At 70.4% G+C, this 22,589-nt stretch carries 19 protein-coding genes; 5 read left to right on the top strand and 14 right to left on the bottom strand.

The genetic code is table 11. The features are described from left to right. The first annotated feature begins 102 nt into the window (after positions 1 to 102). Complete coding sequence (locus tag Q9R20_RS12970) at positions 103 to 594, top strand: hypothetical protein (RefSeq protein WP_311249723.1); 492 nt, start codon at positions 103 to 105, stop codon at positions 592 to 594. A gap of 128 nt (positions 595 to 722) precedes the next feature. On the opposite strand, the gene Q9R20_RS12965 is transcribed toward Q9R20_RS12970, so the two are convergent. From Q9R20_RS12965 to Q9R20_RS12950, 4 genes are all read right to left on the bottom strand, one after another. After that, positions 723 to 1,211 carry a DUF4262 domain-containing protein gene (locus tag Q9R20_RS12965; protein WP_311249722.1) on the bottom strand — a complete coding sequence of 163 codons (489 nt, stop codon included), beginning with the start codon at positions 1,209 to 1,211 and terminating at the stop codon, positions 723 to 725. A gap of 84 nt (positions 1,212 to 1,295) precedes the next feature. After that, positions 1,296 to 3,698, bottom strand: a complete 2,403-nt coding sequence (ligA, locus tag Q9R20_RS12960; protein ID WP_311249721.1) for an NAD-dependent DNA ligase LigA — start codon at positions 3,696 to 3,698, stop codon at positions 1,296 to 1,298. A gap of 276 nt (positions 3,699 to 3,974) precedes the next feature. Next, positions 3,975 to 5,072, bottom strand: a complete 1,098-nt coding sequence (gene mnmA, locus Q9R20_RS12955) for a tRNA 2-thiouridine(34) synthase MnmA (protein ID WP_311249720.1) — start codon at positions 5,070 to 5,072, stop codon at positions 3,975 to 3,977. A gap of 9 nt (positions 5,073 to 5,081) precedes the next feature. After that, a complete protein-coding gene (locus Q9R20_RS12950) occupies positions 5,082 to 6,266 on the bottom strand; it encodes a cysteine desulfurase family protein (RefSeq protein ID WP_311249719.1) in 1,185 nt (394 codons plus the stop codon). Between the two features lie 45 nt (positions 6,267 to 6,311). On the opposite strand from Q9R20_RS12950, the gene glgX reads away from it, so the two are divergent. The 3 genes from glgX (at position 6,312) to glgB (ending at position 12,680) form a co-directional block, all read left to right on the top strand. Beyond that, positions 6,312 to 8,393: a glycogen debranching protein GlgX gene (glgX, locus tag Q9R20_RS12945; RefSeq protein ID WP_311249717.1), complete on the top strand. Its 2,082-nt coding sequence runs from the start codon at positions 6,312 to 6,314 to the stop codon at positions 8,391 to 8,393. Positions 8,394 to 8,577: 184 nt separating this feature from the next. Then, the gene (locus Q9R20_RS12940) at positions 8,578 to 10,545 is read left to right on the top strand and encodes a maltotransferase domain-containing protein (protein WP_311249848.1); all 1,968 of its coding nucleotides are present in this window, start codon (positions 8,578 to 8,580) and stop codon (positions 10,543 to 10,545) included. Further along, a complete protein-coding gene (gene glgB / locus Q9R20_RS12935; RefSeq protein ID WP_311249715.1) occupies positions 10,542 to 12,680 on the top strand; it encodes a 1,4-alpha-glucan branching protein GlgB in 2,139 nt (712 codons plus the stop codon). Before Q9R20_RS12940 ends, glgB begins: the two co-directional genes overlap by 4 nt. Before the next feature lie 64 nt (positions 12,681 to 12,744). Here glgB and Q9R20_RS12930 read toward each other — a convergent pair whose 3' ends face one another. Continuing rightward, positions 12,745 to 13,689 (bottom strand): tetratricopeptide repeat protein, encoded by a 945-nt coding sequence (locus Q9R20_RS12930; protein ID WP_311249714.1) that lies wholly within the window; start codon positions 13,687 to 13,689, stop codon positions 12,745 to 12,747. After that, the gene (locus Q9R20_RS12925; RefSeq protein ID WP_311249713.1) at positions 13,686 to 15,491 is read right to left on the bottom strand and encodes a glycosyl transferase; all 1,806 of its coding nucleotides are present in this window, start codon (positions 15,489 to 15,491) and stop codon (positions 13,686 to 13,688) included. Before Q9R20_RS12925 ends, Q9R20_RS12930 begins: the two co-directional genes overlap by 4 nt. Positions 15,492 to 15,665: 174 nt before the next feature. Here Q9R20_RS12925 and Q9R20_RS12920 point away from each other — a divergent pair, with 174 nt between their 5' ends. Further along, positions 15,666 to 16,742: an AI-2E family transporter gene (locus Q9R20_RS12920; RefSeq protein WP_311249712.1), complete on the top strand. Its 1,077-nt coding sequence runs from the start codon at positions 15,666 to 15,668 to the stop codon at positions 16,740 to 16,742. 1 nt (position 16,743) lies between these two features. Here the strand turns inward: Q9R20_RS12920 and Q9R20_RS12915 are convergent, their stop codons facing one another. From Q9R20_RS12915 to tsf, 8 genes are all read right to left on the bottom strand, one after another. Further along, positions 16,744 to 17,466, bottom strand: coding sequence for an alpha/beta fold hydrolase (locus tag Q9R20_RS12915; protein ID WP_311249711.1), 723 nt, complete (start codon positions 17,464 to 17,466; stop codon positions 16,744 to 16,746). Then, positions 17,466 to 17,753, bottom strand: coding sequence for a hypothetical protein (locus tag Q9R20_RS12910; RefSeq protein ID WP_311249710.1), 288 nt, complete (start codon positions 17,751 to 17,753; stop codon positions 17,466 to 17,468). The genes Q9R20_RS12915 and Q9R20_RS12910 overlap by 1 nt, the downstream gene beginning before the upstream one ends. A 9-nt stretch (positions 17,754 to 17,762) precedes the next feature. Next, positions 17,763 to 18,479: a transglycosylase SLT domain-containing protein gene (locus Q9R20_RS12905; RefSeq protein ID WP_311249709.1), complete on the bottom strand. Its 717-nt coding sequence runs from the start codon at positions 18,477 to 18,479 to the stop codon at positions 17,763 to 17,765. Positions 18,480 to 18,527: 48 nt separating this feature from the next. Continuing rightward, positions 18,528 to 19,100 (bottom strand): DivIVA domain-containing protein, encoded by a 573-nt coding sequence (locus Q9R20_RS12900; RefSeq protein WP_311249708.1) that lies wholly within the window; start codon positions 19,098 to 19,100, stop codon positions 18,528 to 18,530. Continuing rightward, complete coding sequence (locus tag Q9R20_RS12895) at positions 19,097 to 20,146, bottom strand: phosphatidate cytidylyltransferase (RefSeq protein ID WP_311249707.1); 1,050 nt, start codon at positions 20,144 to 20,146, stop codon at positions 19,097 to 19,099. The genes Q9R20_RS12900 and Q9R20_RS12895 overlap by 4 nt, the downstream gene beginning before the upstream one ends. 5 nt (positions 20,147 to 20,151) lie before the next feature. Further along, positions 20,152 to 20,706: a ribosome recycling factor gene (gene frr / locus Q9R20_RS12890; protein ID WP_295840048.1), complete on the bottom strand. Its 555-nt coding sequence runs from the start codon at positions 20,704 to 20,706 to the stop codon at positions 20,152 to 20,154. Positions 20,707 to 20,781: 75 nt separating this feature from the next. Then, the gene (gene pyrH, locus Q9R20_RS12885; protein ID WP_311249706.1) at positions 20,782 to 21,501 is read right to left on the bottom strand and encodes a UMP kinase; all 720 of its coding nucleotides are present in this window, start codon (positions 21,499 to 21,501) and stop codon (positions 20,782 to 20,784) included. Positions 21,502 to 21,645: 144 nt separating this feature from the next. Beyond that, entirely contained in the window at positions 21,646 to 22,473 is an 828-nt protein-coding gene (tsf, locus tag Q9R20_RS12880) for a translation elongation factor Ts (RefSeq protein WP_311249705.1), read from the bottom strand. Positions 22,474 to 22,589: the final 116 nt, after the last annotated feature.

Genomic DNA, 22,589 nt, shown 5'->3' with positions numbered 1-22,589 from the left:
CCCGGCGGGGCGCTAGCGAGAGCCGTCAGGCGGGGAGCGCGTCCATCGATACGGTGAGATGGAGTGCCGGGAACGCCCGGTCGAGACCATTGGGGGAATCTCATGCACACCACACGTACGTCGTTCGCCGTCCTGGCCGCATCCGCCCTGCTGCTCCTGGCGGGCTGCTCGGGCGGCACGACGGCACCGGCCGACACGGCGAGCGAGAGCGCCGCAGCGACTCCGGCGGCGACCGCGGCGGCCACTTCGGCCGCGGCCGCGGCCACGACCGGTCAGTCGAAGGCCGACGCCTGCCAGATCATCATCAGCTCGTTCACCGATGTGACCCAGGCCAGCAGCGAGATCTCCACGTCGGACCCGCAGGCGGCGGTCGCGACATTCAGGACCCTCGCCGACAAGGTGACGGCCGACTTCGCGCAGATCAGCAACGCCGAGATCGCCCCGGTGGCGCAGAAGGCGAGTGCTCAGCTCGGCGAATACGTGACCTTCCTCGACAGCGTCGTCAGCGACCCGAGCAAGGTGAGCGGGCTGAGCGACCAGGTGACGGCGCTGCAGGAGAGCTTCACCGAGGCGGGAACCGCCTGTCAGGGCTGACCCGATCGCGGTGGGCGGGGGCTGAGGCCTCCGCCCACCGTCGTTCTCGGCGGTGGCCGGTCGAAGCCGGTGAGCCTCGATTGGCAGGCTCGACGCACCATCGCGCGCCCAGCCTCCGCCGCTCAGGATCAGGCCCGCCAGGTACCGGGCCGCGGCTGAGCGAGCTGCGGCACGGTGTATTCGCTCTCGTCGGGGAAATGCCCGGTCTTGTCGTCCCAGGTGAGCTGGAGGACCGGAACCGATGCCTCGGGCGGGCGTTGATAGAAGCGGTTCGCCCCGAAGACGATGTCGCCCGGGTTCGGCACCTCTTCGACCCGCACCCGGTGCGCCCACCCGTCGAAGGCGATGACCTCCCCGGGGAGGAGGTCACCGCCGTCGCGCACACGCTCGGCGAGCTCGGTCAGCACGGCGGAGGCCGTCCCCGGAGTGACCGAGTAGATCAGCAGTTCCGGATGGCCGAGTCCGAACAGGCCGATCGTGTAGGCGAACGACGACGGTTCGGATTCCGGCCCGCACGACACGTACTCGACCGACACGGCGTGGGCGCGGATGGTCTCGGCGAGGCGCCGGTCGTCCTGATCGAGGAACGCGAGCACCTCGGGATCGATGGGGTTCATGGGATCTCCTCTCGGTTCCCGGCAGCGTAGGCGTACGTCCGCCGCGGTCCCGGAACCCCTCCACAGACCCCTCCTCCCCCGTACTCAGTCAGCGGTGGCAGACGCGCTCTCGTCGAGGGCGGCGGGACCCTGCTCGACCAGGATGCGGAACTGCGCGGCATCCAGGATGCGCAGGCCGAGCTCCTCCGCCTTCGCCAGCTTCGACCCGGCCCCCGGGCCCGCGGCCACGAAGTCGGTCTTCTTGGACACGCTCGACGCCGCCTTGCCGCCCGCCGCCAGGATCGCCTCCTGCGCCCCCTCGCGGGTGTAGCCCTCGAGCGAGCCCGTGGCGACGACGGTCAGCCCCGCTAGGACGCCGCCTGCGGCCGCGGCCGCTCCGGGACCGGGGTGGCCGGGAATCGCGAACCGCACGCCGGCCGCCTCCCACCGTTCGACGATCTCGCGATGCCAATCGACCTCGAACCACTCGATCACCGCATCGGCGATGATCGCTCCCACGCCCTCGACGGCGGCGAGCTCCTCGCGCGACGCCGCGCGGATCGCGTCGAGAGAGCCGAACCACTGGGCGAGGGCGCGCGCGGCGACGGGACCGACGTGGCGGATGTTGAGCGAGACGAGCAGACGCCACAAGTCCTTCGTCTTGGCTTTGTCGAGCTCGGCGATCAGCTTCGTCGCCTGTTCCGAGGGGCGGACCTCCCGGTAGTCCTTCCGGATGCCGCGCCGGCGCCGCTCCGCGGGATCGAGGCCTTCCGTGCCGGGCGGGTAGGACGCCGGGGAGAGCTTCTGGAACGGCAGGCGCCGGACGAGCTCGCCGGTGTCGGCGTCGACCTTGCGCTCCCCCGTCTCGGAGTCGCGGACGACGACCTCGATCGGGACCAGCTGCTCGACGGTGAGGTCGAACAGCCCCGCCTCGGTGTCGAGCGGTGGTTTCTCCGGGACCTCGGGCTGGGTGAGCGCCGCGGCGGTGACCTCGCCGAGCGCTTCGACGTCGAGCGCCCCGCGCGAGCCGATGTGCTCGACGCGTCCGCGCACCTGCGCCGGGCATGAGCGCGCGTTCGGGCAGCGGAGGTCGATGTCGCCCTCCTTCGCGGGACGCAGAGGGGTACCGCACTCGGGGCAGTCCGCGGGCATCACGAAGGCGCGTTCGGTGCCGTCGCGAAGCTCGACCACGGGTCCGAGGACTTCGGGGATCACGTCTCCGGCCTTGCGCAGCACCACCGTGTCGCCGATGAGCACGCCCTTGACCTTCACGACGTCTTGGTTGTGCAGGGTCGCCTGACGCACGACGCTACCGGCGACCCTGGCGGGCTCCATGACCGCGAAGGGCGTCGCCCGCCCGGTGCGGCCGACCGAGACGACGATGTCGAGCAGCTTGGTGTTGACCTGCTCCGGCGGGTACTTGTACGCGATCGCCCACCGCGGCGCGCGGCTGGTGGCGCCCAGCTCGTCGTGCAGCTCGAGTTCGTCGACCTTGACCACGACGCCGTCGATCTCGTGCTCGACGTCGTGACGGTGTTCGCCGTGGTGGGCGACGAAGGCGAGGACGCCGTCGATCGAGGGTTCGACACGGCTGTAGGGCGAGGTGGGCAGGCCCCACGCAGCGAGCAGATCGTAGATCTCGCTCTGCGCGGCCACCGGCGGGTTCCGCCATGCCCCGATGCCGTGGACGTACAGCTTGAGGGACTCGATCCGCGCGAGTCCCGCCTCGAGTTCGAGGCCGCTCTTCTTCTCGATCTGCTGGCGGAGGCCGCCGCTGGCTGCGTTGCGGGGGTTCGCGAACGCCGGGAAGCGGCGAGCCGCGGCGATCTCCGCCTTCGCTGCATCGAAGGAGCGGCCGCCCCGCCGGCCCGCGGCACGCTCTCGCGCCTCGGCCACGGCCCGCTCCCGGAACTCGCCCTGCAGGCGGTTGAGGTTCTCGAAGGCCGCGACGGGGATGAAGACCTCGCCGCGCACCTCGACGATCGCCGGGTGACCTTCGCCCTCGAGCTCCCGCGGGATGTCGGACAGACGCAGAGCGTTCTCGGTGACGATCTCGCCGACCCGCCCGTCCCCGCGCGTGGCCGCCGAGGTGAGCACGCCGTTCTCGTAGCGGAGGCTGATGGCGAGTCCGTCGATCTTGAGCTCGCTCAACCACTGCACCGGGCGTCCCGCCGCCGCCTGCGTCTTCACGGCCCAGTCGCGGAGCTCCTCGGGTGAGAACACGTTGTCGAGACTGAGCATGCGCTCGGCGTGCTCGATGGTGGCGAGATCGGTGGCCTCGGCCGCGCCCACCGATTGCGTGGGACTGTCCTGTCCCTGCAGCTCGGGGTGCAGACGCTCCAGCTCCTCGAGTCGATGCATCCACGCGTCGTACGTCGCGTCGTCGACGACCTCGGCGTCTCGTCCGTAGTAGGCGTCGCGCGCGGCGACGATGCTCCGGGTGAGGTCGTCGGCCTCGGCGCGCGCCTCGTCGAGGGTGAGGTCGGGAAGCTGATCGTGCTCGGTCACCCATCCAGCTTAGGGACGGGGTCCGACATCGCCGGAGGGCCTTGCCGGGCGCAGGCGGGCCTCACCTCGCCCGACGGAGGAGCTTTCGGCGCGGGAGGAGAGCCCGCCCCGACTCGGTCCTCTGCAGCGCGATTCTCCTCCCGTCCCGCGCAGTGGCACTCGCGCCCGACGGAGGAGCTTTCGGCGCGGGAGGAGAGTCCGCCCCGACTCGGCCCTCCGCAGCGCGATTCTCCTCCCGTCCCGCGCAGTGGCACTCGCGCCCGCGGAGAAAAGGGTTCAGGCCTCGACCGGGACCGCGGACACCGTCCGGTCGATCGTGAACTGCCCGATCACGCGCGTGCCGTCGTAGAGCACCGCGGTCTGGCCGGGAGCGACGCCGTCGAACGGTTCCTCGGGGCGTACGGTGAGCACACCGTCGACCAGCTCCGCGGCGGCGGGGACAGGGTCGGCGTGCGCGCGGATCTGCACGTCGCAGGGGAACGAGGATGCCGACGGGGCACGACCCGCCCACGTGAAGCGCTCCCCCGCGATCTCGGAGCACGCGAGGGCCTCTTTCGGGCCGACCACGACCGTGTTGGTGACCGGCCGCACCTCGAGCACGAAGCGCGGCTTGCCGTCGGCCGCGGGCACGCCCAGCTGGAGGCCGCGGCGCTGCCCGACCGTGAAGGCGTGGGCTCCCTCGTGCGTGCCGACGACGGCCCCCGTGCGGTCGAGGATCTCGCCGCGCTCAGCCCCGACCTTGTCGGCGAGCCAGCCGCGGGTGTCGCCGTCGGGGATGAAGCAGATGTCGTGGCTGTCGGGCTTCTGCGCGACCGACAGACCGCGCGCCTCCGCTTCGGCGCGCACGAGCGCCTTGGAGGGCGTCGAACCGAGCGGGAAGTAGGTGTGCGCGAGCTGTTCGGCGGTGAGCACGCCCAGGACGTACGACTGATCCTTGGCGTTGTCGGACGCCCGGTGCAGCTCGCGCCCCTCGGGCGTGTCGACGAGCGTGGCGTAATGACCGGTGCACACGGCGTCGAAACCGAGCTCGAGCGCCCGCTCGAGGAGAGCGGCGAACTTGATCTTCTCGTTGCACCGCATGCACGGGTTCGGCGTGCGTCCGGCGCGGTACTCCGAGACGAAATCGTCCATGACGTCGTCGCGGAAGCGCTCGGAGAAGTCCCACACGTAGAACGGCATCCCGAGCTTGTCGGCCGCGCGTCGCGCATCCATGGCGTCCTCGATCGTGCAGCACCCGCGGCTGCCGGCGCGCAGCGTTCCCCCGGCGCGCGAGAGCGCGAGGTGCACGCCCACCACGTCGTGACCGGCCTCCACCGCGCGGGCCGCCGCCACCGCGGAGTCGACCCCACCGCTCATCGCCGCCAGAACTCGCATCGTCCCAGTCTACGAAGCGCGGTCTGAACGGGCGCCGGATGCCACGGCCCGCCGGTACGCCTCCGGGATGCGGGTGACGAGAGCATCGACGTCCGCCGGCGTGGAGGTGTATCCGAGGGTGAAACGCAGCACCGACCGCGCGGCCCGGTCGTCGAGACCGAGGGCGAGGACGACGTGCGACGGCTCCGCGACCCCCGCCTGGCAGGCGGAGCCGGTCGACACCGCGATCTGCTCCATGTCGAGCAGGAACAGCAGCGTCTCGCCGGCGGCATCCGGGAACAAAACGTGCGCGTTGCCCGGGAGTCGGTGCGAGGGGTCGCCCAGGAGCCGGGCCGAGGGCACGCCGGCGATGATCCCCGCCACGAGGCGATCACGCAGACCCGCGAGACGCACGCTCTCGTTCTCGCGCTCCGCCTCGGCAGCGCGCGCCGCCGCCGCGAAGGCGACCGCTCCCGCGACATCCTGAGTGCCGGCGCGCAGCCCCCGTTGCTGACCGCCGCCGTGCAGGAGCGGGGTCAGCCGCGCGTGCCGGGAGACGACCGCCGCGCCCACGCCCACGGGTCCACCGACCTTGTGCGCCGAGACCGACATCGCCACGAGCCCCGCCGCCGATGCGCCCGCCCCGCGCCACCCGCCGAAGTCGACCGGGATCTGTCCCAGCGCGGACACCGCGTCGAGATGCATCGGCACGCCGGCTTCGGATGCCGCCCGCGCCAGGGACGCGGCATCCTGGATCGTCCCCACCTCGTTGCTGGCGACGAGAGCCGTCGCGACCGCCGCCCCGGGAAGCGCTGCGGCGAAGAGCTCCGGATCGATCCGCCCCCGCCTGTCGAGAGGCACGGCGCGCACCGACGCCCCCTCCGCGGCGGCGAGCCACCCGACGACGTCGAGCGTCGCGTGATGCTCACCGTCGGGCAGCACGACGGCGTCCGCGCCGGCCACACGCGACCACCACGCACCCTTCAGGGCGAGGTTCGCCGCCTCGGTGCCGCCGGAGGTGAACACGATTTCAATGGGCTGGCATCCCAGGATCTCCGCGAGATTCTCACGGGCGTCCTCGAGAAGTCGCCGGGCATCCTGACCGGCGCCGTGGATCGAGGACGGGTTGCCGATGACCTCGTGCGCCGCGATCCAGGCGTCGCGCGCCTCGGGACGCAGCGGCGTGGTCGCCGCGTGATCGAGGTATACCCGCATCCGGTCCTCCTCGTGGTGTCAGCCGCCTTCACTACCCTAGGGCGCATGGTCTTACCCGAGACGGTCCTCCCCGCCCGCCCCGCCCTGCTGAACCCCGCCCTCGACGACCTCGGCGTGCGCCTGGGCCCCGACGGCGGGACGCTGCGCGTGTGGTCGGGAACCGCCGACTCCGTCCAGCTCCTCCTCTTCGACGACGTCGACCTCGACTGGGCCACCGAGACCATCGACATGGTCCCCGTGGGCGGCGGTGTCTTCCAGGCGACGACGCCCCTGCTCCGGGCCGGCGCGCGGTACGCGATCCGCGTGGGCGGACCCCAGGGGCCCGGGCACCTCTTCAACCCCGAGTCGCTGCTCATCGAGCCGTACTCCCGCGGGCTCGTGTCGGGCGGCGGAACGGGCGACTGGCGGTCGGTCGTGATCGACGGGTCCTTCGACTGGGGCTCGTCGGCCAAGCCGGGGGTGCCGCTGGACCGCACCGTGATCTACGAGGCGCACGTCAAGGGCCTGACGAAGCGGCATCCCCTCATCCCGCCGGCGCTCCACGGCACCTACGCGGGGCTCGCCCACCCGGCCATGATCGAGCACCTGCTCTCGCTCGGGGTCACCAGCGTCGAGCTCCTCCCCGTGCACGCCTACGCCACCGAACCGCGGCTGCTGCAGCTCGGGCTCACCAACTACTGGGGCTACAACTCCCTCAACTTCTTCACGCCGCACGCTCCGTACGCCACGGCGGCGAGCCGCGCGGAGGGACCGGAGGCGGTGCTGCGCGAGTTCAAGGGGATGGTGAAGCTCCTGCACGAGGCCGGACTCGAGGTACTGCTCGACGTCGTCTACAACCACACCGCCGAGGGCGGTATCGGCGATCCGCGCACCAGCTTCCGGGGAATCGACAACACCGGCTACTACCGACAGACCGGTGAAGGTGTCTACATCGACGAGACCGGGTGCGGGAACGCGGTCGACACGTCGACGGATGCCGCGGCGCGTCTGGTCCTGGACTCGCTGCGCTACTGGAGCGACGAGGTGCAGGTCGACGGCTTCCGTTTCGACCTCGCGGTGACGCTCGGCCGCGACGAGCGTCACTCCTTCACCCCCGACCACCCGCTGCTCACCGCCATCCGCGAAGACCCGGCGCTGGCCGGCACCAAGCTCATCGCCGAACCGTGGGACGTCGGTATGGGCGGCTGGCAGACCGGCAACTTCGGCTCTCCGTGGCTCGAGTGGAACGATCGCTACCGCGACCGGGTGCGCAACTTCTGGTTGAGCGACGTCGACTACGCGCGACGCGCCGACACCGCCCCCGTGGGGATCGGCGGCTTCGCGACGCGTCTCGCCGGTTCGTCGAACACGTTCAGCGAGGACCGCGGCCCGCTGGCGAGCGTGAACTTCGTCACCGCGCACGACGGTTTCACCCTGCGCGACCTCGTCTCCTACGACGTCAAGCACAATCTCGGCAACGGCGAGCAGAATCGCGACGGGGCCGACACTAACCGCTCCTTCAACCACGGTGCCGAGGGACGCACCGACGACGAGCGCGTGCTCGCCACCCGCCGCAAGGCCATGCGGAACCTGATGGGGACGCTGCTGCTGTCGGCCGGAGTGCCGATGATCACGGCCGGCGACGAGATGGGGCGCACGCAGCGGGGCAACAACAACGCCTACTGCCACGACTCGGCGCTCACCTGGGTGTCGTGGGACCTGGCGCCGTGGCAGCGCGACCTGCTCGCGCACACGCAGCGCCTGCTGCAGGCGCGGCGCGACAACCCGGCGCTGCGTCCGAAGCGCTTCGCCCGCGCGGGTGAGACCATCCCCTCGGCCTCCGTCATGGACTGGTTCGACGAGCACGGCGAAACGATGTCGAGCGATCGCTGGAACGACCCCGCGCACCGGACGCTGCAGTATCTCGCCACCTCGACCCCCGAAGACGAGGAGCCCAATCGAGTGCTGCTCGTCATCCACGGCACCGAGGAGCCCACCGAGATCACGCTGCCCGCACTGACCGGGGCCTCGTTCGTGTCGCTGTGGTCGAGCGCCGACGAAGCGCCCGCCGACGACGACGAGACGTTCGTCCCCGGCGACGTGGTCCCGCTGGCGGGGACGTCGATGCGGTTGTTCCGCGTCGACTGATCGCCCCGCGCTGTCAAGGCCGCGAGAAAGCCGGGGCGCGAGCGCCGGCCCACGGTAGGTTCGGACCGTGGCCACCACGACGACATCTTCGCCCGAGCTGCCTTGGCGCAGCGCCGCCTCGATCCCCGTGCGCCCGGTGAAGCCGACGCCGACTTCGCGCAGCGTGGTCACGCCGCGCATCCCGATGGCGTTGCCGCACCCGAGCGTCCCGGGCGGACGCTTCCGGCCGTCCGCCTACGTCGGCGAGGCGGTCCCGTTCACGGTCACGGCGTTCCGCGAGGGTCACGACCGCATCGGCGTGAACGTGCGGCTCTTCTCCCCCTCGGGCGACGAGTCGCTGCACCGTCTCAGCCCGCTCAACGACGGGTTCGACCGGTGGTCCGTCCTCGTCGCCCCGCTCGAGCAGGGCGTGTGGCGGTTCCGTTTCGAGTCCTTCGCGGACGACTTCGCGACGTGGGAGCACGCGGCCGAGCTGAAGATCGCGGCCGGTGTCGACACCGCGCTCATGCGCGAGATGGGCGCGCAGCTGTTCGACCGCGCTCGCGGTGAGAAGAAGCGTCCCGGGACCGACAAGGACGCGCTCTACGACGCGGCCCGGTCGCTGCGCGACCCCGACGTCCACGACGACGTCGCCCTCGCGATCGTGCGGGACCCGCAGATCGCGTCGCTGTTCGCGGACCGGCCGATGATGGGCCTGGTGTCGGTCGGACGGGATGCCGAGCTGCTCGTCGAGCGCGAACGCGCCGGCGTGGGCGCCTGGTACGAGTTCTTCCCCCGCTCCGAGGGCGCGCGCCGCGCCGAGGACGGCTCCGTCATCAGCGGGACCTTCCGCACCGCCGCGGAACGGCTCCCCGGTGTCGCCGGTATGGGCTTCGACGTGCTCTACCTCCCCCCGATCCATCCGATCGGTGAGACGAACCGCAAGGGCCCGAACAACACCCTCGTCACGCAGCCCGGCGACCCCGGCTCGCCGTGGGCCATCGGCGGCGCCGCGGGCGGACACGACACCGTGCACCCCGACCTCGGCACGCTCGAGGACTTCCGCGCGTTCGTGGCCGCGGCCCGCGACAACGGCATCGAGGTGGCGCTCGACCTCGCGCTGCAGGCGAGCCCCGATCACCCGTGGGTCACCGAGCACCCGGAATGGTTCACGACGCTTCCGGACGGGTCGATCGCGTTCGCGGAGAACCCGCCGAAGAAGTATCAGGACATCTACCCGGTCAACTTCGACAACGACCCCGAGGGCATCCGCGCGGAGGTGCTGCGCGTCGTGCGGCACTGGATCGCGCAGGGCGTGAAGATCTTCCGCGTCGACAACCCGCACACCAAGCCGCTTCAGTTCTGGGAGTGGCTGATCGCGACCGTCAGCACCGAAGAACCGGATGCCGTCTTCCTCGCGGAGGCGTTCACGCGCCCCGCCCCGCTGCAGGGATTGGCGATGGCCGGCTTCCAGCAGAGCTACACGTACTTCACCTGGCGCAACACCAAGGAAGAACTCGAAGAGTTCCTCTCGGGGCTCGCTCACGAGACCGACGACTTCCTCCGGCCGAACCTTTTCGTCAACACCCCCGACATCCTGACGGAGTACCTGCAGTTCGGCGGGCGACCGGGGTACAAGGTCCGCGCCGCCCTCGCGGCCACCGCGGCCCCGACCTACGGCGTCTACGCCGGGTACGAACTGTTCGAGAACGTCGCCCGGCCCGGTTCCGAGGAGAACATCGACAACGAGAAGTACGAGTACAAGTTCCGCGACTGGGCGGGCGCCGAAGCCGCGGGCGACTCGCTCGCCCCGTACCTGCGCATGCTCAACGCGGCGCGTCGCGCGCACCCGGCGCTGCGTCAGCTGCGCAACCTCAGCATCCACTGGAGCGACGACGACGCCATCCTCGTCTACTCAAAGCACCTCTCCGCGGAGCTGTCGCCGACCGGCGAAGCCGACACGATCATCGTCGTTGCGAACGTCGATCCCCACTCGGCCCGGGAGACCACCGTCCACCTCGACACCACCGTGTTCGGCATCGAACCCGGGGCGTCGTACGACGTCGAGGACCTCGTGACGGGCCAGGTGTGGACCTGGGCCGACCACAACTTCGTGCGCCTCGACGCCTTCGCCGAACCCGTGCACATCCTGCACGTCAAGGAGAACCGATGACCCCCCTGTCCCCCGACATCCTCGACGCCGTCGCCCACGGCGCCCACCACGACCCGCACAGCGTGCTGGGCGTCCACGAGAGCAGCGACGGGTGGGTCATCCGCGCGCGCCGACCGCTCGCGGCCGAGGTGGTGGCCGTTCTCGACGACGGCACGGCGGTGCCCCTCACCCACCTGCGCGGGGGCATCTGGGAGGCGACCGTCGAGTCGTTCCCCGGTCGCTACACGGTGCGCGCCACCTACGACGGCACCGAGCACGTCACCGACGACGGCTATCGCCACTCGCCCTCGATCGGCGAGCTCGACCTCCACCTCATCGCGGAGGGCCGTCACGAGGAGCTGTGGCGCGTCCTGGGCGCGCACGTGCGCGAGATCGACGGTTCGCAGGGCGTGGCCTTCACGGTCTGGGCCCCGAACGCCCGCGCGGTGCGCATCAAGGGAGACTTCAACGGCTGGGACGGCAGCGGGAGCGCCATGCGCTCCATGGGCGGCAGCGGCGTCTGGGAGCTGTTCGTGCCCGGCATCGGCGTCGGAACCCGGTACAAGTTCGAGATCCTCACCCGCGGGGGTCAGTGGATCGAGAAGGCCGATCCCATGGCCCGGGCCGCCGAGGTGCCGCCGGCAACGGCATCCGTCGTCACCGACACCGCCTACGAGTGGAGCGACGACGCCTGGATCGAGGAGCGCTCGCGCACCGCACCCGTCGACCGGCCGATGTCGATCTACGAGCTGCACCTCGGTTCGTGGAAGCAGGGCCTGTCGTATCGCGACGCCGCCGATCAGATCATCGACTACGTGGGTGCCCAGGGCTTCACGCACGTCGAGTTCCTCCCCCTCGCCGAGCATCCGTTCGGCGGGTCGTGGGGATACCAGGTTTCGGGCTACTACGCCCCCACCAGCCGCTTCGGCTCCCCCGACGACCTGCGCTACCTCATCGATCGGCTGCACCAGGCCGGTATCGGCGTGATCATGGACTGGGTCCCCGGTCACTTCCCCAAGGACGCGTTCGCCCTCGCGCGCTTCGACGGCGAGGCGCTGTACGAGCACCCCGATCCGCGACGCGGAGAGCACAAGGACTGGGGAACGCTCATCTTCGACTACGGCCGCAACGAGGTGCGCAACTTCCTCGTCGCGAACGCCCTGTACTGGTTCGAGGAGTTCCACGTCGACGGTCTCCGAGTGGATGCCGTCGCCTCGATGCTCTACCTCGATTACTCCCGCAACGACGGGGAGTGGGCGCCCAACCAGTTCGGAGGCCGCGAGAACCTCGAGGCCATCCGCTTCCTGCAGGAGGTCAACGCGACCTCGTACAAGCGGTACCCCGGCATCGCGATGATCGCCGAGGAGTCCACGAGCTTCCCTGGCGTCACGGCTCCGACCTCGGCCGCCGGGCTCGGCTTCGGGTTCAAGTGGAACATGGGGTGGATGAACGACTCGCTGCAGTACATCGGTCGCGATCCGATGTACCGCTCGCACCACGAGGGCGAGCTGTCGTTCTCGTTCGTCTACGCGTTCAGCGAGAACTTCGTCCTGCCGATCAGCCACGACGAGGTCGTCCACGGCAAGGGCAGCCTCTTCGGCCGGATGCCGGGAGACCACTGGCAGAAGCTGGCCAACATGCGCGCCTTCCTGGCGTACATGTGGGGCCACCCCGGCAAGCAGCTGCTGTTCATGGGCCAGGAGTTCGGCCAGATGTCGGAGTGGTCCGAGTCCCGCGACCTGGACTGGTGGATGCTCGACCAGCCCGCGCACCGCCAGCTCCACGGCTTCGTCGCCGAGCTGAACCGCGTCTACAAGGACCACGCTCCCCTGTGGTCGCGGGACCACGACGGTGCCGCGTTCTCGCGCCTGGGTGCGCCGGCGTGGAACCCGAACGTGCTCGCCTTCGCACGTCGCGACCACCACGGCAACACCGTCGCGGTGATCTGCAACTTCTCGGGCGTGCCGCTCGGCGACTTCCCGCTCGACCTGCCCGAGTCGGGAACCTGGACCGAGGTGCTCAACAGCGACGCCGAGGCGTTCGGCGGGTCGGGCCAGGGTAATCTGGGCGCGGTCACGACCGATGCCCGCGGCAGTGCGACTCTGACCCTGCCCCCGCTCGGCGTGCTCTGGTTGCATCACCGCGCAGACGCCTGACGCGCGGACGACGACGGCCCCGTCTCCTTCGGGAGCGGGGCCGTCGTCGTAGGCGCCGGGTTCGTCAGAACAGCAGGGATGCCAACCGCGCTCGGGCGCGGACGACCCGGGCGTCGTCGTCGCCGACGAGGCCGAACAGCTCCAGCAGGCGCTCGCGGACGGGCGCGCGCTCCTCGGCCGGGAGGGCGGCGAAGAGGTCGAGCAACCGTCCGAACGCATCGTCGACGTGGCCGCCGACGACGTCGAGGTCGGCGACGAGGAACTGCGCCTCGAGTCCGGTGGGGTCGGCCGCCGCCGCGGCGCGAGCGGCCTGCAGATCGGCTCCCTGGACGCGGTCGAGCAGTCGCACCTGCCCGAGGCCGGCGCGCGCGTCCGCGTCGCGGGGGTTCTCGGCGAGGGCCTGCTCGTACGCCGAGATCGCGCGGGCGTAATCGCCCTCTTCGATCGCCGCGAAGGCCTCGGCGTGCAGCGGCGGGAGGGGCGGCTCCTCGGCGGGGGTGTCGGTGCCGGTGTCACTGCCCACGGGGACCGTACCGGTGACGCCGTGCTGGGCGGCCAGCTGCAGCAGCTGGGCGAAGACGTCGCGCACCTGCTGCTCGGGAACGGCGCCGGTGAACAGCGGGACGGGCTGACCGGCGACGAGGGCGAGGACCATCGGAATCGACTGCGCCCGGAAGCCCTGCGCGAGCTGCGGGTTCGCGTCGACGTCGACCTTCGCCAGGACCAGGCGACCCGCGAGCTCGTTCACGACTTTCTCGAGGACGGGGCTGAGCTGCTTGCACGGTCCGCACCACTCGGCCCACAGGTCGATCACGACGGGGACCGTGCGCGAGAGCTCGAGCACCTCGCCGAAGGTCGCGTCGGTGACGTCGAAGACCAGCGGGATCGCCCCCGCCGGCGACGGGGACGCGTCCGTCGCCGCAGCGGGCGCCGGGGGTTGGTGACGGTTGCGCAGCGACGAGAGGTCGACGGCACCGCGCATCACGGAACCGGGGGCGGGAGTGCTCACGGGGACACCTTCGCTTCGAGGAGGCTGGAACGGTAGCCGAGCAGGCGGATCTGATCGTCGGAGCCCTGGCTGGGCACGTAGAAGAAGACCTGGTCGGAGTAGGTCGTCGTGAAGCCCGTCGCCGACTGGTCGACGCCCGTGAGGGCCTTGACCGCCGGATTGTTGTCGAGCTTGATCACGGCATCGGTGTTGGTCGGTTTGGCGGTGTCGCTCTCGTACACGTTGACGGCGACGATCGCGCCGGTGTCGAGGGTGGCCAGCGCGATGGGCGTCGCGGGCCCCGCGGACGCCGAGAAGCTGATCTCGGCGGTCCCGGCACCGGTCTGGTTCAACTCGTCGGTGCGCTTGGTCTTGTTGTCCTGGATCGCCGAGAGGAGCAGATCGTTCGCGGTGTCGAACAACGGTGCCGAGGCGCTGTTCGTGCCGTTGTTGATGATGTCGGCATAGGCCGCTGCGACCTTCTCGGGCGCGAGTACGAGGAAGGACGAGTCCGGCGGCACCTGGGTGGCGCCGACGTAGGGCGCGGCGAGTTCCGGCAGATTGGTGGAGGCCTCGAGGTTGCCGACGTAGGACGCCTTGTACTCGTCCCACGGCGTCTGCTGCGTCATCATCATGATCGTCGTGGTCGGGGTCGCGGCATCCGCGGACTCCACCACCGTCATGAGCGAGCGCGGCCACGTTCCCGTCGTCTGCGGCAGCACGATCTGCACCGGTTCGGCGGGGATCGCCGGGAGCGCCGGTCGGTCCGAGATCGCGGCGCGCAGCTTGTAGTTGGTCTCGCGCTCCGCCAGAGCGGGACCGGAGAGCCGCTCCGCTGCGGCGGTCGCGTCGAGGGCCGCGTCGGCCTCCGCCACGGTCGACGACAGACGCGAGACGATGCGCTGCGCCTGCGCCTCGGTCACCGCGGGCGGGAACTGGCCCTCCGGGACGATCACGGTCGGAGTCGGACTCGGCGACTCGCTCGCCGCGAGCTGCGGCCACGCGTCGGCGGAACAGCCGGCCAGCAGCGCGGCCGAGACGCCCAGCGCCGGGACGGCGATGAGCGCGCGTCGACCACCCAGCGCACCGCGCACGCGCGAGCCGCGGCGGCCGGCGGACTCGCTGATCACGCCCTTCGCCTCTGCGTCGCCGCCCACGGTGGAGATCGGCTCGGTCACCGGCAGCGGAAGACCCTTGCGGCGCGGCCGGCGGGAGCGTCGGACGTGCCGGATGCCGAGCAGGTACAGCACCAGGCCGATGAGCAGCACGATCCCACCGCCGACGATGAGCGGCCCCGCCCACGGCGTGGAGTCGTCGATCGGCCAGGTCACGCTGACGTTGGCCGGCGCGGGCGACGAGCCATCGGAAGCGATGAGGACGCTCATGTCGCTCGGGAGCTGGAGGGTCGTCGACAGGGTTCCGGTCTGCTCGAACTCGTCGAGCCACAGGTCGGAGTCGACCGGGGAACGGCCCGCGGCCGCATCGCTCGTGGGCGTCACGGTGGGCTGCGCGACGGCGGTCTGCACGACGCCGGCACCGTCGACGGTCACCGCGGTGTAGGGGACGTCGGCGAGCCACGCCTTGACGTCGGCGGTGCGACCGTACGAGACGAACACGGCGCCGTCACCCTCGACGCGCAGCGTCTGCGCGCCCGGCACGCTGTTGAGCACCGAGCCGTCGAGGAGCGTGTAGGCCGTCGTCCCCTCGGTCTGCACCGTCGCGGATGTCTCCGACGGGCCCTGGAACACCGTGCGCTGGGCGATACCGGCACCGATCATGACGGCGGCGATGACGAACGCCACCACGGCCCAGACGAATCTCACGCTTCACACCATCCCCACCGGCGGCTCGGGCGCCACCGAAGAATCGACGTTTCAGACTATCGGAGGGCGCCTGAAAGTTCGCGGCGAGGCCCGTCGCGCACGCGGTGGGCGCTCGCGCCTCAGTATCCTGACCAGACGGGCACGAGGCCCGGCTGAGGCGGGAGTCGTCGGGCCATGAAGATCCACAACCCATTCCGGGTCGCGCTGCTGGCGACCCTCGGCGTCGGCGTCGGACTGCTGCTGATCGGCAGCGTCCAGAACCTCTCGACCATCCTCCTCTACGTCGGAACGGCCCTGTTCCTGTCCCTCGGCCTCGACCCGGTCGTCTCGTTCCTCGAGCGGCGGGGGCTGCCGCGCTGGGCGGCGGTGCTCGTGACGATCCTCGCGGTGCTCGGCGTCTTCGCGGGCATCATCGTCATGGTCGTGCCGATCATCGTCGGTCAGATCACCCAGCTCGTCGTCCAGATCGAGCAGCTCCTGCAGGCCGACCGGTGGAACGAGCTCGTCCGCCAGGTGCAGGACTGGGCGTCGCAGACCCTTCCGTGGCTCCGGCTCGACGACGTCTGGGCCGGAGTTCAGCAGTGGCTCGGCACCCTCGACGTCGGGTCGATCTCGACGATGGTCGGCAACAGCCTGCTCCAGATCGGCGGAGCGGTCGCGGCGGGCCTGGGCGGCGCGTTCATCGTGCTCATCCTCACGATCTACTTCACGGCATCCACCCCCTCCCTGAAGTCGGCGGTGTACCAACTCGTGCCGGCGTCCAAGCGCGCACGATTCATCGAGCTGGCGGAGAAGATCACCGACTCGGTCGGCTACTACGTCATGGGCCAGGTCAGCCTGGGCGTCATCAACGGCGTGCTGAGCGCGATCTTCCTGTCGATCATCGACGCGCCCTTCCCCGCCGTGCTCGCCGTCATCGCCTTCTTCTTCTCGCTCATCCCGCTCGTCGGCACGCTCACGGGATCGACGATCATCGTGCTGACGTGCCTCATCCCGGGGTTGGGCACCCCGACGTGGGCGATCCTCGCCGCGGCGATCTACTACCTCGTCTACATGCAGATCGAGGCGTACGTGATCTCCCCGCGCATCATGAACCGCGCGGTCTCGGTGCCCGGATCGGTCGTCGTCATCTCGGCCCTCGCGGGAGGCGCGCTGCTGAACCTGCTCGGCGCCCTGATCGCGATCCCGGTGGCCGCCAGCATCCTCATCATCTACCGCGAGGTCATCATCCCGCGGCAGAACGAGCGCTGAGTCAGTCCTCCACCGGGCCGTCCCACTCGGTGGGCAGCGGCAGCGCGTCGGGGTTCACCGCGGCGACGATCTCGGTCAGCACACGACGGGTCTGCGTCTCGCCGACCCAGAGGTGCTTCCCCCCGTCGACGGCGATGAGCGTGGCATCCGGGACCGAGGCGAACCGCTTACGGGCCTCGTCCGGGCGCAGGTAATCGTCGAACTCGGGCACCAGCACGACCATCCGCCGCGGATCGCCCGCCCACGCCGCGACCTCCTCGGCCGTGGCACGGTGCAACGGGGGCGAGAGCAGGATGACGCCCTCGATGTCATGATCGCGACCGTACTTCAGCGCCAGTTCGGTGCCGAATGACCACCCCACCAGCCACGGACGCGGCAGCTCCCGCTCGCGCGCGAAGTCGACCGCGGCCGCGACGTCGAAGACCTCGTTCGCGCCCCCGTCGAACGCTCCCCCGCTCGTGCCGCGCGGCGACGACGTGCCGCGGGTGTTGAAGCGCAGCACCGCCAGATCGGCGAGAGCGGGCAGGCGTCCGGCCGCCTTGCGGAGGATGTGCGAATCCATGAAGCCGCCCGCCGTCGGTAGCGGATGCAGCGTCACCAGGGTGGCCACCGGCTCGCGATCGGCAGGCAGAGCGAGCTCGCCCACGAGGGTGAGCTCGTCGACCGTGCGCAGGGTGATGTCCTCGCGACGGGCGGGCAGAAGAACGGGTCCGCGAATCTCCATCAGGCGATCCTCCAACAGTGCGTGTGCCAGTGGCGACGGGCGGCGAGATCGGCGGCATCGCCGAGGACGCCGTCGGCGCGCCACACGACGAGGTGGGGCGTACCGACGGGGATGGTGCGCCCGCAACCCGGGCAGACGTACTCTTTGGCGGCCTGCGGACCCGACAGGGGCTGCACGGTCCACTCTCCCCCGCGCTTGACCTCGGTGCGCTTCCACCCGGCGATCAGCCGGTCGAGCGATTCGTCGGCGCGCGAGGAATCGGGACGCCTCTTACGGGAGCGGGGCATGGATGCCGCTCACCACCAGTGGTTGGCGGTCCAGAAGGCGTAGGCGCCGGCCCATCCGCCGTAACGCCCGGTGGCGTACCCGGTCCCCCACCGCAGGTTGTCGACCGGGTCGTAGCCGTTGCCGGGGACCTTGCTGCAGGGCAGGGCCTGCACGAGACCGCAGGCTCCCGACGACCGGTTGGTCGCGTTGGGGTTCCATCCGCTTTCGCGACTGACGATGTAGTCGACGAAGCCCATGTCGGATTCGGCGATGCCCGCCGCGGCCATCCATTCGGCGGGTGCGCCGCCGCCGGTGTAGAACAACGGACCGGTGCTGCCGGCCGACGAACCCGAGTCCGACTCGCGCGACGCCGAGGGAGTGGGCGTCGGAGTCGGAGTGGGCTTCGGCTTGACGTAGACGTTGTAGCTGGAGCGCTGGAGGTCGGGCGCCTGCTTCTCGCCGGAGGTCGACACCGCCTGGACGTCGTCGAGACCCTCGGCGTACAGGGTGACCGTCTGCGGCTCCGACGCCTGGGCCGGCAGCAGCGACGCCCCCATGGGGCCGACGTACGCGCCCGCGAACAGGACGGCGGCGCACGAGGCGAACACGCCGACCACGCCGCGTCGGCGCGACCAGCGCGGCGCCGAACGACGAGGCAGCTCCGGCGGGATCACGTCGACGCCCGCTCCGCCACGACGGGCGATGCGGACCGAGGAGGAGCGTGAGAGTTCCGAACCAGAAGTCACAGTGCCGTCGAGTCTACCGAGGTCCGCCGGAGGGTGCCACGCGCCCACTCATCCGACGGCGAGCATGACTTCGACGACCGCGTCGAGCACGGCGTCGACCTGCGTCTCCCGGTAGCCGCCCCGCTGCATGCGGAACGCGACCGAGCGCACCTGATCGGGCGTCACCGGGTCGCCCGCTGCGAGGTAGCGCGCGATGCGGTCGGCGACGACGTCGACCTCGTCGACGCGGTAGCCGTAACGCAGGATCCCGACCCGTTCGAAGCGCTGACCCCGCGGTCGACGAAGTCGATCGAGCACCACCTGGGCCGTGTCGCGCGTCTCGGCGACCCAGGCGCGCGCTCCCAGACGAGACAGCGCGTGTTCGCGCTCGCGGGCGGCGAAGGCGTCTTCGACGCGGCCGAGAGCCGCGTCGACGGCGGTCACCGCATAGCCGCCCCGCACGAGCGGAAAGGCGACCCCCCGGACCTCGGAGGAGCGCAGCGTGCCGACCTCGTCGGATTCGAAGGCCTCACGCGCCCGGGCGAGGAAGGTGTCGACCGCGCGGCGTTCGTAGCCCTTGGCGCGGCCCGAGCTCGGGAACGGCGTGGCCGCCACCCGGTCGTGGACGGGGGTCTCGGTCATGACACTCCCAACGTGTGCAGCAGGTAGAACATCACCAGGGCCGCGGTGGCCGACGGCAGGATCGAGTCGAGCCGATCGAGCACCCCGCCGTGACCCGGCAGCCACGAGCTCATGTCTTTGATGCCCAGGTCGCGCTTGACCATCGACTCGCCGAGGTCGCCCACGGTCGCCGTCGCGAGCACCACGGCACCGAAGATCAGACCGGCCCACCACGGCACCTGCAGCATGAACACCGCGAGGATCGCGCCGGCGGCGAGAGCGGCGACGCACGCACCGGCGAAGCCCTCCCACGTCTTCTTCGGGCTGATGCGCGGGGCCATCGGATGCCGTCCGCCCCGCCCGAACGTCAGCCCCGACACGTAGGCGCCGGTGTCGGCGACGACCGCGAGGATGAGGAAGGCGAGGACCCACCACTCACCGCGCTCCTGCGCGAGGAGGATCATCGCAGCGCTCGTGAGGAACGGCACGTACATCTGCACGAACCCCGCGACCAGGACGTCGCCGATCACGTCGATGTGAGCGCGCCCGTCGGCGGCGAACAACTGGGCCACGAGCCGCCACACGATCACCACCACGACCGCGACGAGCGTGGACACCCAGTGGATCCATGGGCTCAGGAAGAAGCCGCTCAGCAGCAGCAGGAATCCCATGACCAGCTGCGGGACGACATCGACTCGTCGCCCCGCGACCTGGAGCGCACGCGAGAACTCGAACACGCCCAGCACCATCGCCGCCGCGGCGAACAGCACGAACAGCCACTTGACGAAGATCAGCGACGCGACGACGACGGCACCGATCCCGACGCCGATCAGCGTCGCCACGATGAGGTCACGGCCGGTGCGCTGCTTCAGGCGCTCGTTCGCCTGATCGAACTCGGCACGGGCATGAGCGATGTGCTGCTCGGCATCCGATCGCATCGCACGCAGCTGCGACTCGATCGCCGTCACGCCCTCACCCGTGATCGCAGGACGGCGCGCCGAAGCGTCGCGCCGCGAACCGGTCGGGTCGACCGGAACACCGTCGCCGGTCTCGGGGGCGTCGGGCATGAGGGTCAGACCTCGAGCAGCTCGGCCTCTTTGCGCTTGAGAGCCTCGTCGATCTGGTCGACGTGCGTGCGCGTGATGCCGTCGAGCTCCTTCTCGGCGCGGACGAGCTCGTCTTCGCCGACCTCGCTCTTGAGGGCGTCGAGGTCGTCCTTCGCCTTGCGGCGAAGGTTGCGCACCTGCACCTTGGCGTCTTCGCCCTTGCTGCGCACGAGCTTGACGTACTCCTTGCGTCGCTCCTCGGTGAGCTCCGGCATGGTGACCCGGACGATCGAACCGTCGTTCGTCGGGTTGGCGCCGAGATTCGGCATGTCGCGGATGGCCTGCTCGATGGCCTTGAGCGCCGACTTGTCGTAGGGGTTGACGACGACGGTGCGCGCTTCGGGGTTGTTCAGCGATGCGAGCTGAGCCAGCGGGGTCGGCGAACCGTAGTAGTCGACCATGACCTTCTGGAACATCTGGGGGTTCGCGCGTCCGGTTCGGACGGTCGCGAAGTCCTCCTTGGCGGCCTCCACGGCGCGATCCATGCGCGCTCCGGCATCGGCGAGGGCTTCGGCGATCACGGTGACTCCATTCGTTGGGACTGACTTCCCAGTCTAGTCGCGCGCGGGCCCGGCTCCCCGGGCCCGCGCGGCGCGTCATGCGGTGACGAGGGTGCCCATCGTCTCACCGAGCAGGGCGCGGGTGACGTTGCCGGCGGGTTCCATGCCGAAGACCCGCATGTCGATGCCGTTGTCCATGCAGAGGCTGAAGGCGGTGGAATCCACGACCTTGAGGCCCTTCTGCAGGGCGTCGTTGTAGGTGAGATGGTCGAGCTTGGTGGCGGAGGAGTCGACCTTCGGGTCGGCCGTGTAGACGCCGTCGACGCCGTTCTTGGCCACGAGGACCTCGGTGGCACCGATCTCGAGGGCGCGCTGCGCGGCGACGGTGTCGGTCGAGAAGTACGGAAGCCCCGCGCCCGCGCCGAAGATCACGACCCGGCCCTTCTCGAGGTGTCGCACCGCGCGGCGCGGGATGTAGGGCTCGGCGACCTGGGTCATGGAGATCGCGGACTGCACGCGCGTGGCGGCTCCGGCCTGCTCGAGGAAGTCCTGCAGGGCGAGCGAGTTCATCACGGTGCCGAGCATGCCCATGTAGTCGGCGCGACCGCGGTCCATGCCGCGCTGGCTGAGTTCGGCGCCGCGGAAGAAGTTGCCGCCGCCGACGACGATCGCGATCTCGACGCGGTCCACCGCCTCGGCGATCTCGCGCGCGATCTGGCTCACGACGTCGGGGTTCACGCCCAACTGGCCTCCGCCGAACGCCTCCCCCGACAGCTTCAGCAGGACGCGGCGGCGCTTGGTGGCTTCATCGATCACGGGTGGTGTCCTCTCGTCTTGAACAAACTATCCCCCCGCTCGGGCCTACCGACACGGCGGAACCGATCGGAGCGCGGGCAGGGAAAAGGCCCGGGATGCCATGGCATCCCGGGCCTCATGACGGGCCCTGAGCCTGTCGAAGGGTTACGCGCCGACCTTGAAGCGGGCGAAGTCGGTCAGCGTGAGACCGGCGTCGGACGCGACCTTGGCGACGGACAGCTTGTTGTCCTTCGCGTAGTCCTGGTCGAGCAGGGCGACCTGCTTGAAGAACGCGTTGACGCGGCCCTCGACGATCTTCGGCAGGGCGGCCTCGGGCTTGCCCTCGTTGCGGGAGATCTCGGTGACGATCTCGCGCTCCTTCTCGACGTCGGCCTCGGGGACGGCGTCGCGGGTGAGGTACGAGGGGTTGGCGAACGAGATGTGCTGCGCGATGGAGCGAGCGGTCTCGGCGTCGTCACCGGTGTAGGCGAGGACCACGCCGACCTGCGGGGGCAGGTCCTTGCTGGTCTTGTGCAGGTAGACCTCGAACTTGTCGCCCGAGATGGTGCGCACGCGACGGAGCTCGACCTTCTCGCCGATGATCGCGGCCTCGTCGGAGATGAGCTGCTCGACGGTCTTGCCGTCGGCGTCGGCGGCGAGGGCGGCCTCAACCGAGTCGGCGCCCGCGGCGGCGGCCGCGTCGACGACCTTGTCGGCCAGGGCGATGAAGCGCTCGTTCTTGGCGACGAAGTCGGTCTCGCAGGCGAGCTCGAGCAGCGTCACGGAGCCGGCGTTCTCGCGAGCGACGACGAGGCCCTCGCTGGTCGAACGGTCGGCACGCTTGGCGTTGCCCTTGGCACCCTTGAGGCGCAGGATCTCGACGGCCTTCTCGACGTCGCCGTCAGCCTCTTCGAGGGCCTTCTTGGTGTCGACCATGCCGGTGCCGAGCTGCTCGCGCAGCGCCTTGATGTCGGCGATCGTGAAGTTTGCCATGGTGTGGCGGTCTCCTTGTCGTTTGCGTTCTCGATGTGAGCCCGGCGGGGCCGTGTCACCGCCTCGGATGAGGGGTGGTCACGACCCCGCCGGATCGTAGCCTGTGCGGGTGACGT

This window comes from Microbacterium sp. PRF11, assembly GCF_031844085.1.
GTDB lineage: Bacteria > Actinomycetota > Actinomycetes > Actinomycetales > Microbacteriaceae > Microbacterium.
This window is presented reverse-complemented; position numbering and strand designations above follow the sequence as displayed.

What these genes read in the sequence shown, in the direction of transcription:
- Q9R20_RS12970 (WP_311249723.1), top strand. Translation starts at nt 103, where the DNA reads ATGCACACCACACGTACGTCGTTCGCCGTCCTGGCCGCATCCGCCCTG.
- Q9R20_RS12965 (WP_311249722.1), bottom strand. Translation starts at nt 1,211, where the DNA reads ATGAACCCCATCGATCCCGAGGTGCTCGCGTTCCTCGATCAGGACGAC.
- mnmA (WP_311249720.1), bottom strand. Translation starts at nt 5,072, where the DNA reads ATGCGAGTTCTGGCGGCGATGAGCGGTGGGGTCGACTCCGCGGTGGCG.
- Q9R20_RS12950 (WP_311249719.1), bottom strand. Translation starts at nt 6,266, where the DNA reads ATGCGGGTATACCTCGATCACGCGGCGACCACGCCGCTGCGTCCCGAG.
- glgX (WP_311249717.1), top strand. Translation starts at nt 6,312, where the DNA reads ATGGTCTTACCCGAGACGGTCCTCCCCGCCCGCCCCGCCCTGCTGAAC.
- Q9R20_RS12940 (WP_311249848.1), top strand. Translation starts at nt 8,578, where the DNA reads ATGGCGTTGCCGCACCCGAGCGTCCCGGGCGGACGCTTCCGGCCGTCC.
- glgB (WP_311249715.1), top strand. Translation starts at nt 10,542, where the DNA reads ATGACCCCCCTGTCCCCCGACATCCTCGACGCCGTCGCCCACGGCGCC.
- Q9R20_RS12920 (WP_311249712.1), top strand. Translation starts at nt 15,666, where the DNA reads ATGAAGATCCACAACCCATTCCGGGTCGCGCTGCTGGCGACCCTCGGC.
- Q9R20_RS12915 (WP_311249711.1), bottom strand. Translation starts at nt 17,466, where the DNA reads ATGGAGATTCGCGGACCCGTTCTTCTGCCCGCCCGTCGCGAGGACATC.
- Q9R20_RS12910 (WP_311249710.1), bottom strand. Translation starts at nt 17,753, where the DNA reads ATGCCCCGCTCCCGTAAGAGGCGTCCCGATTCCTCGCGCGCCGACGAA.
- Q9R20_RS12900 (WP_311249708.1), bottom strand. Translation starts at nt 19,100, where the DNA reads ATGACCGAGACCCCCGTCCACGACCGGGTGGCGGCCACGCCGTTCCCG.
- Q9R20_RS12895 (WP_311249707.1), bottom strand. Translation starts at nt 20,146, where the DNA reads ATGCCCGACGCCCCCGAGACCGGCGACGGTGTTCCGGTCGACCCGACC.
- tsf (WP_311249705.1), bottom strand. Translation starts at nt 22,473, where the DNA reads ATGGCAAACTTCACGATCGCCGACATCAAGGCGCTGCGCGAGCAGCTC.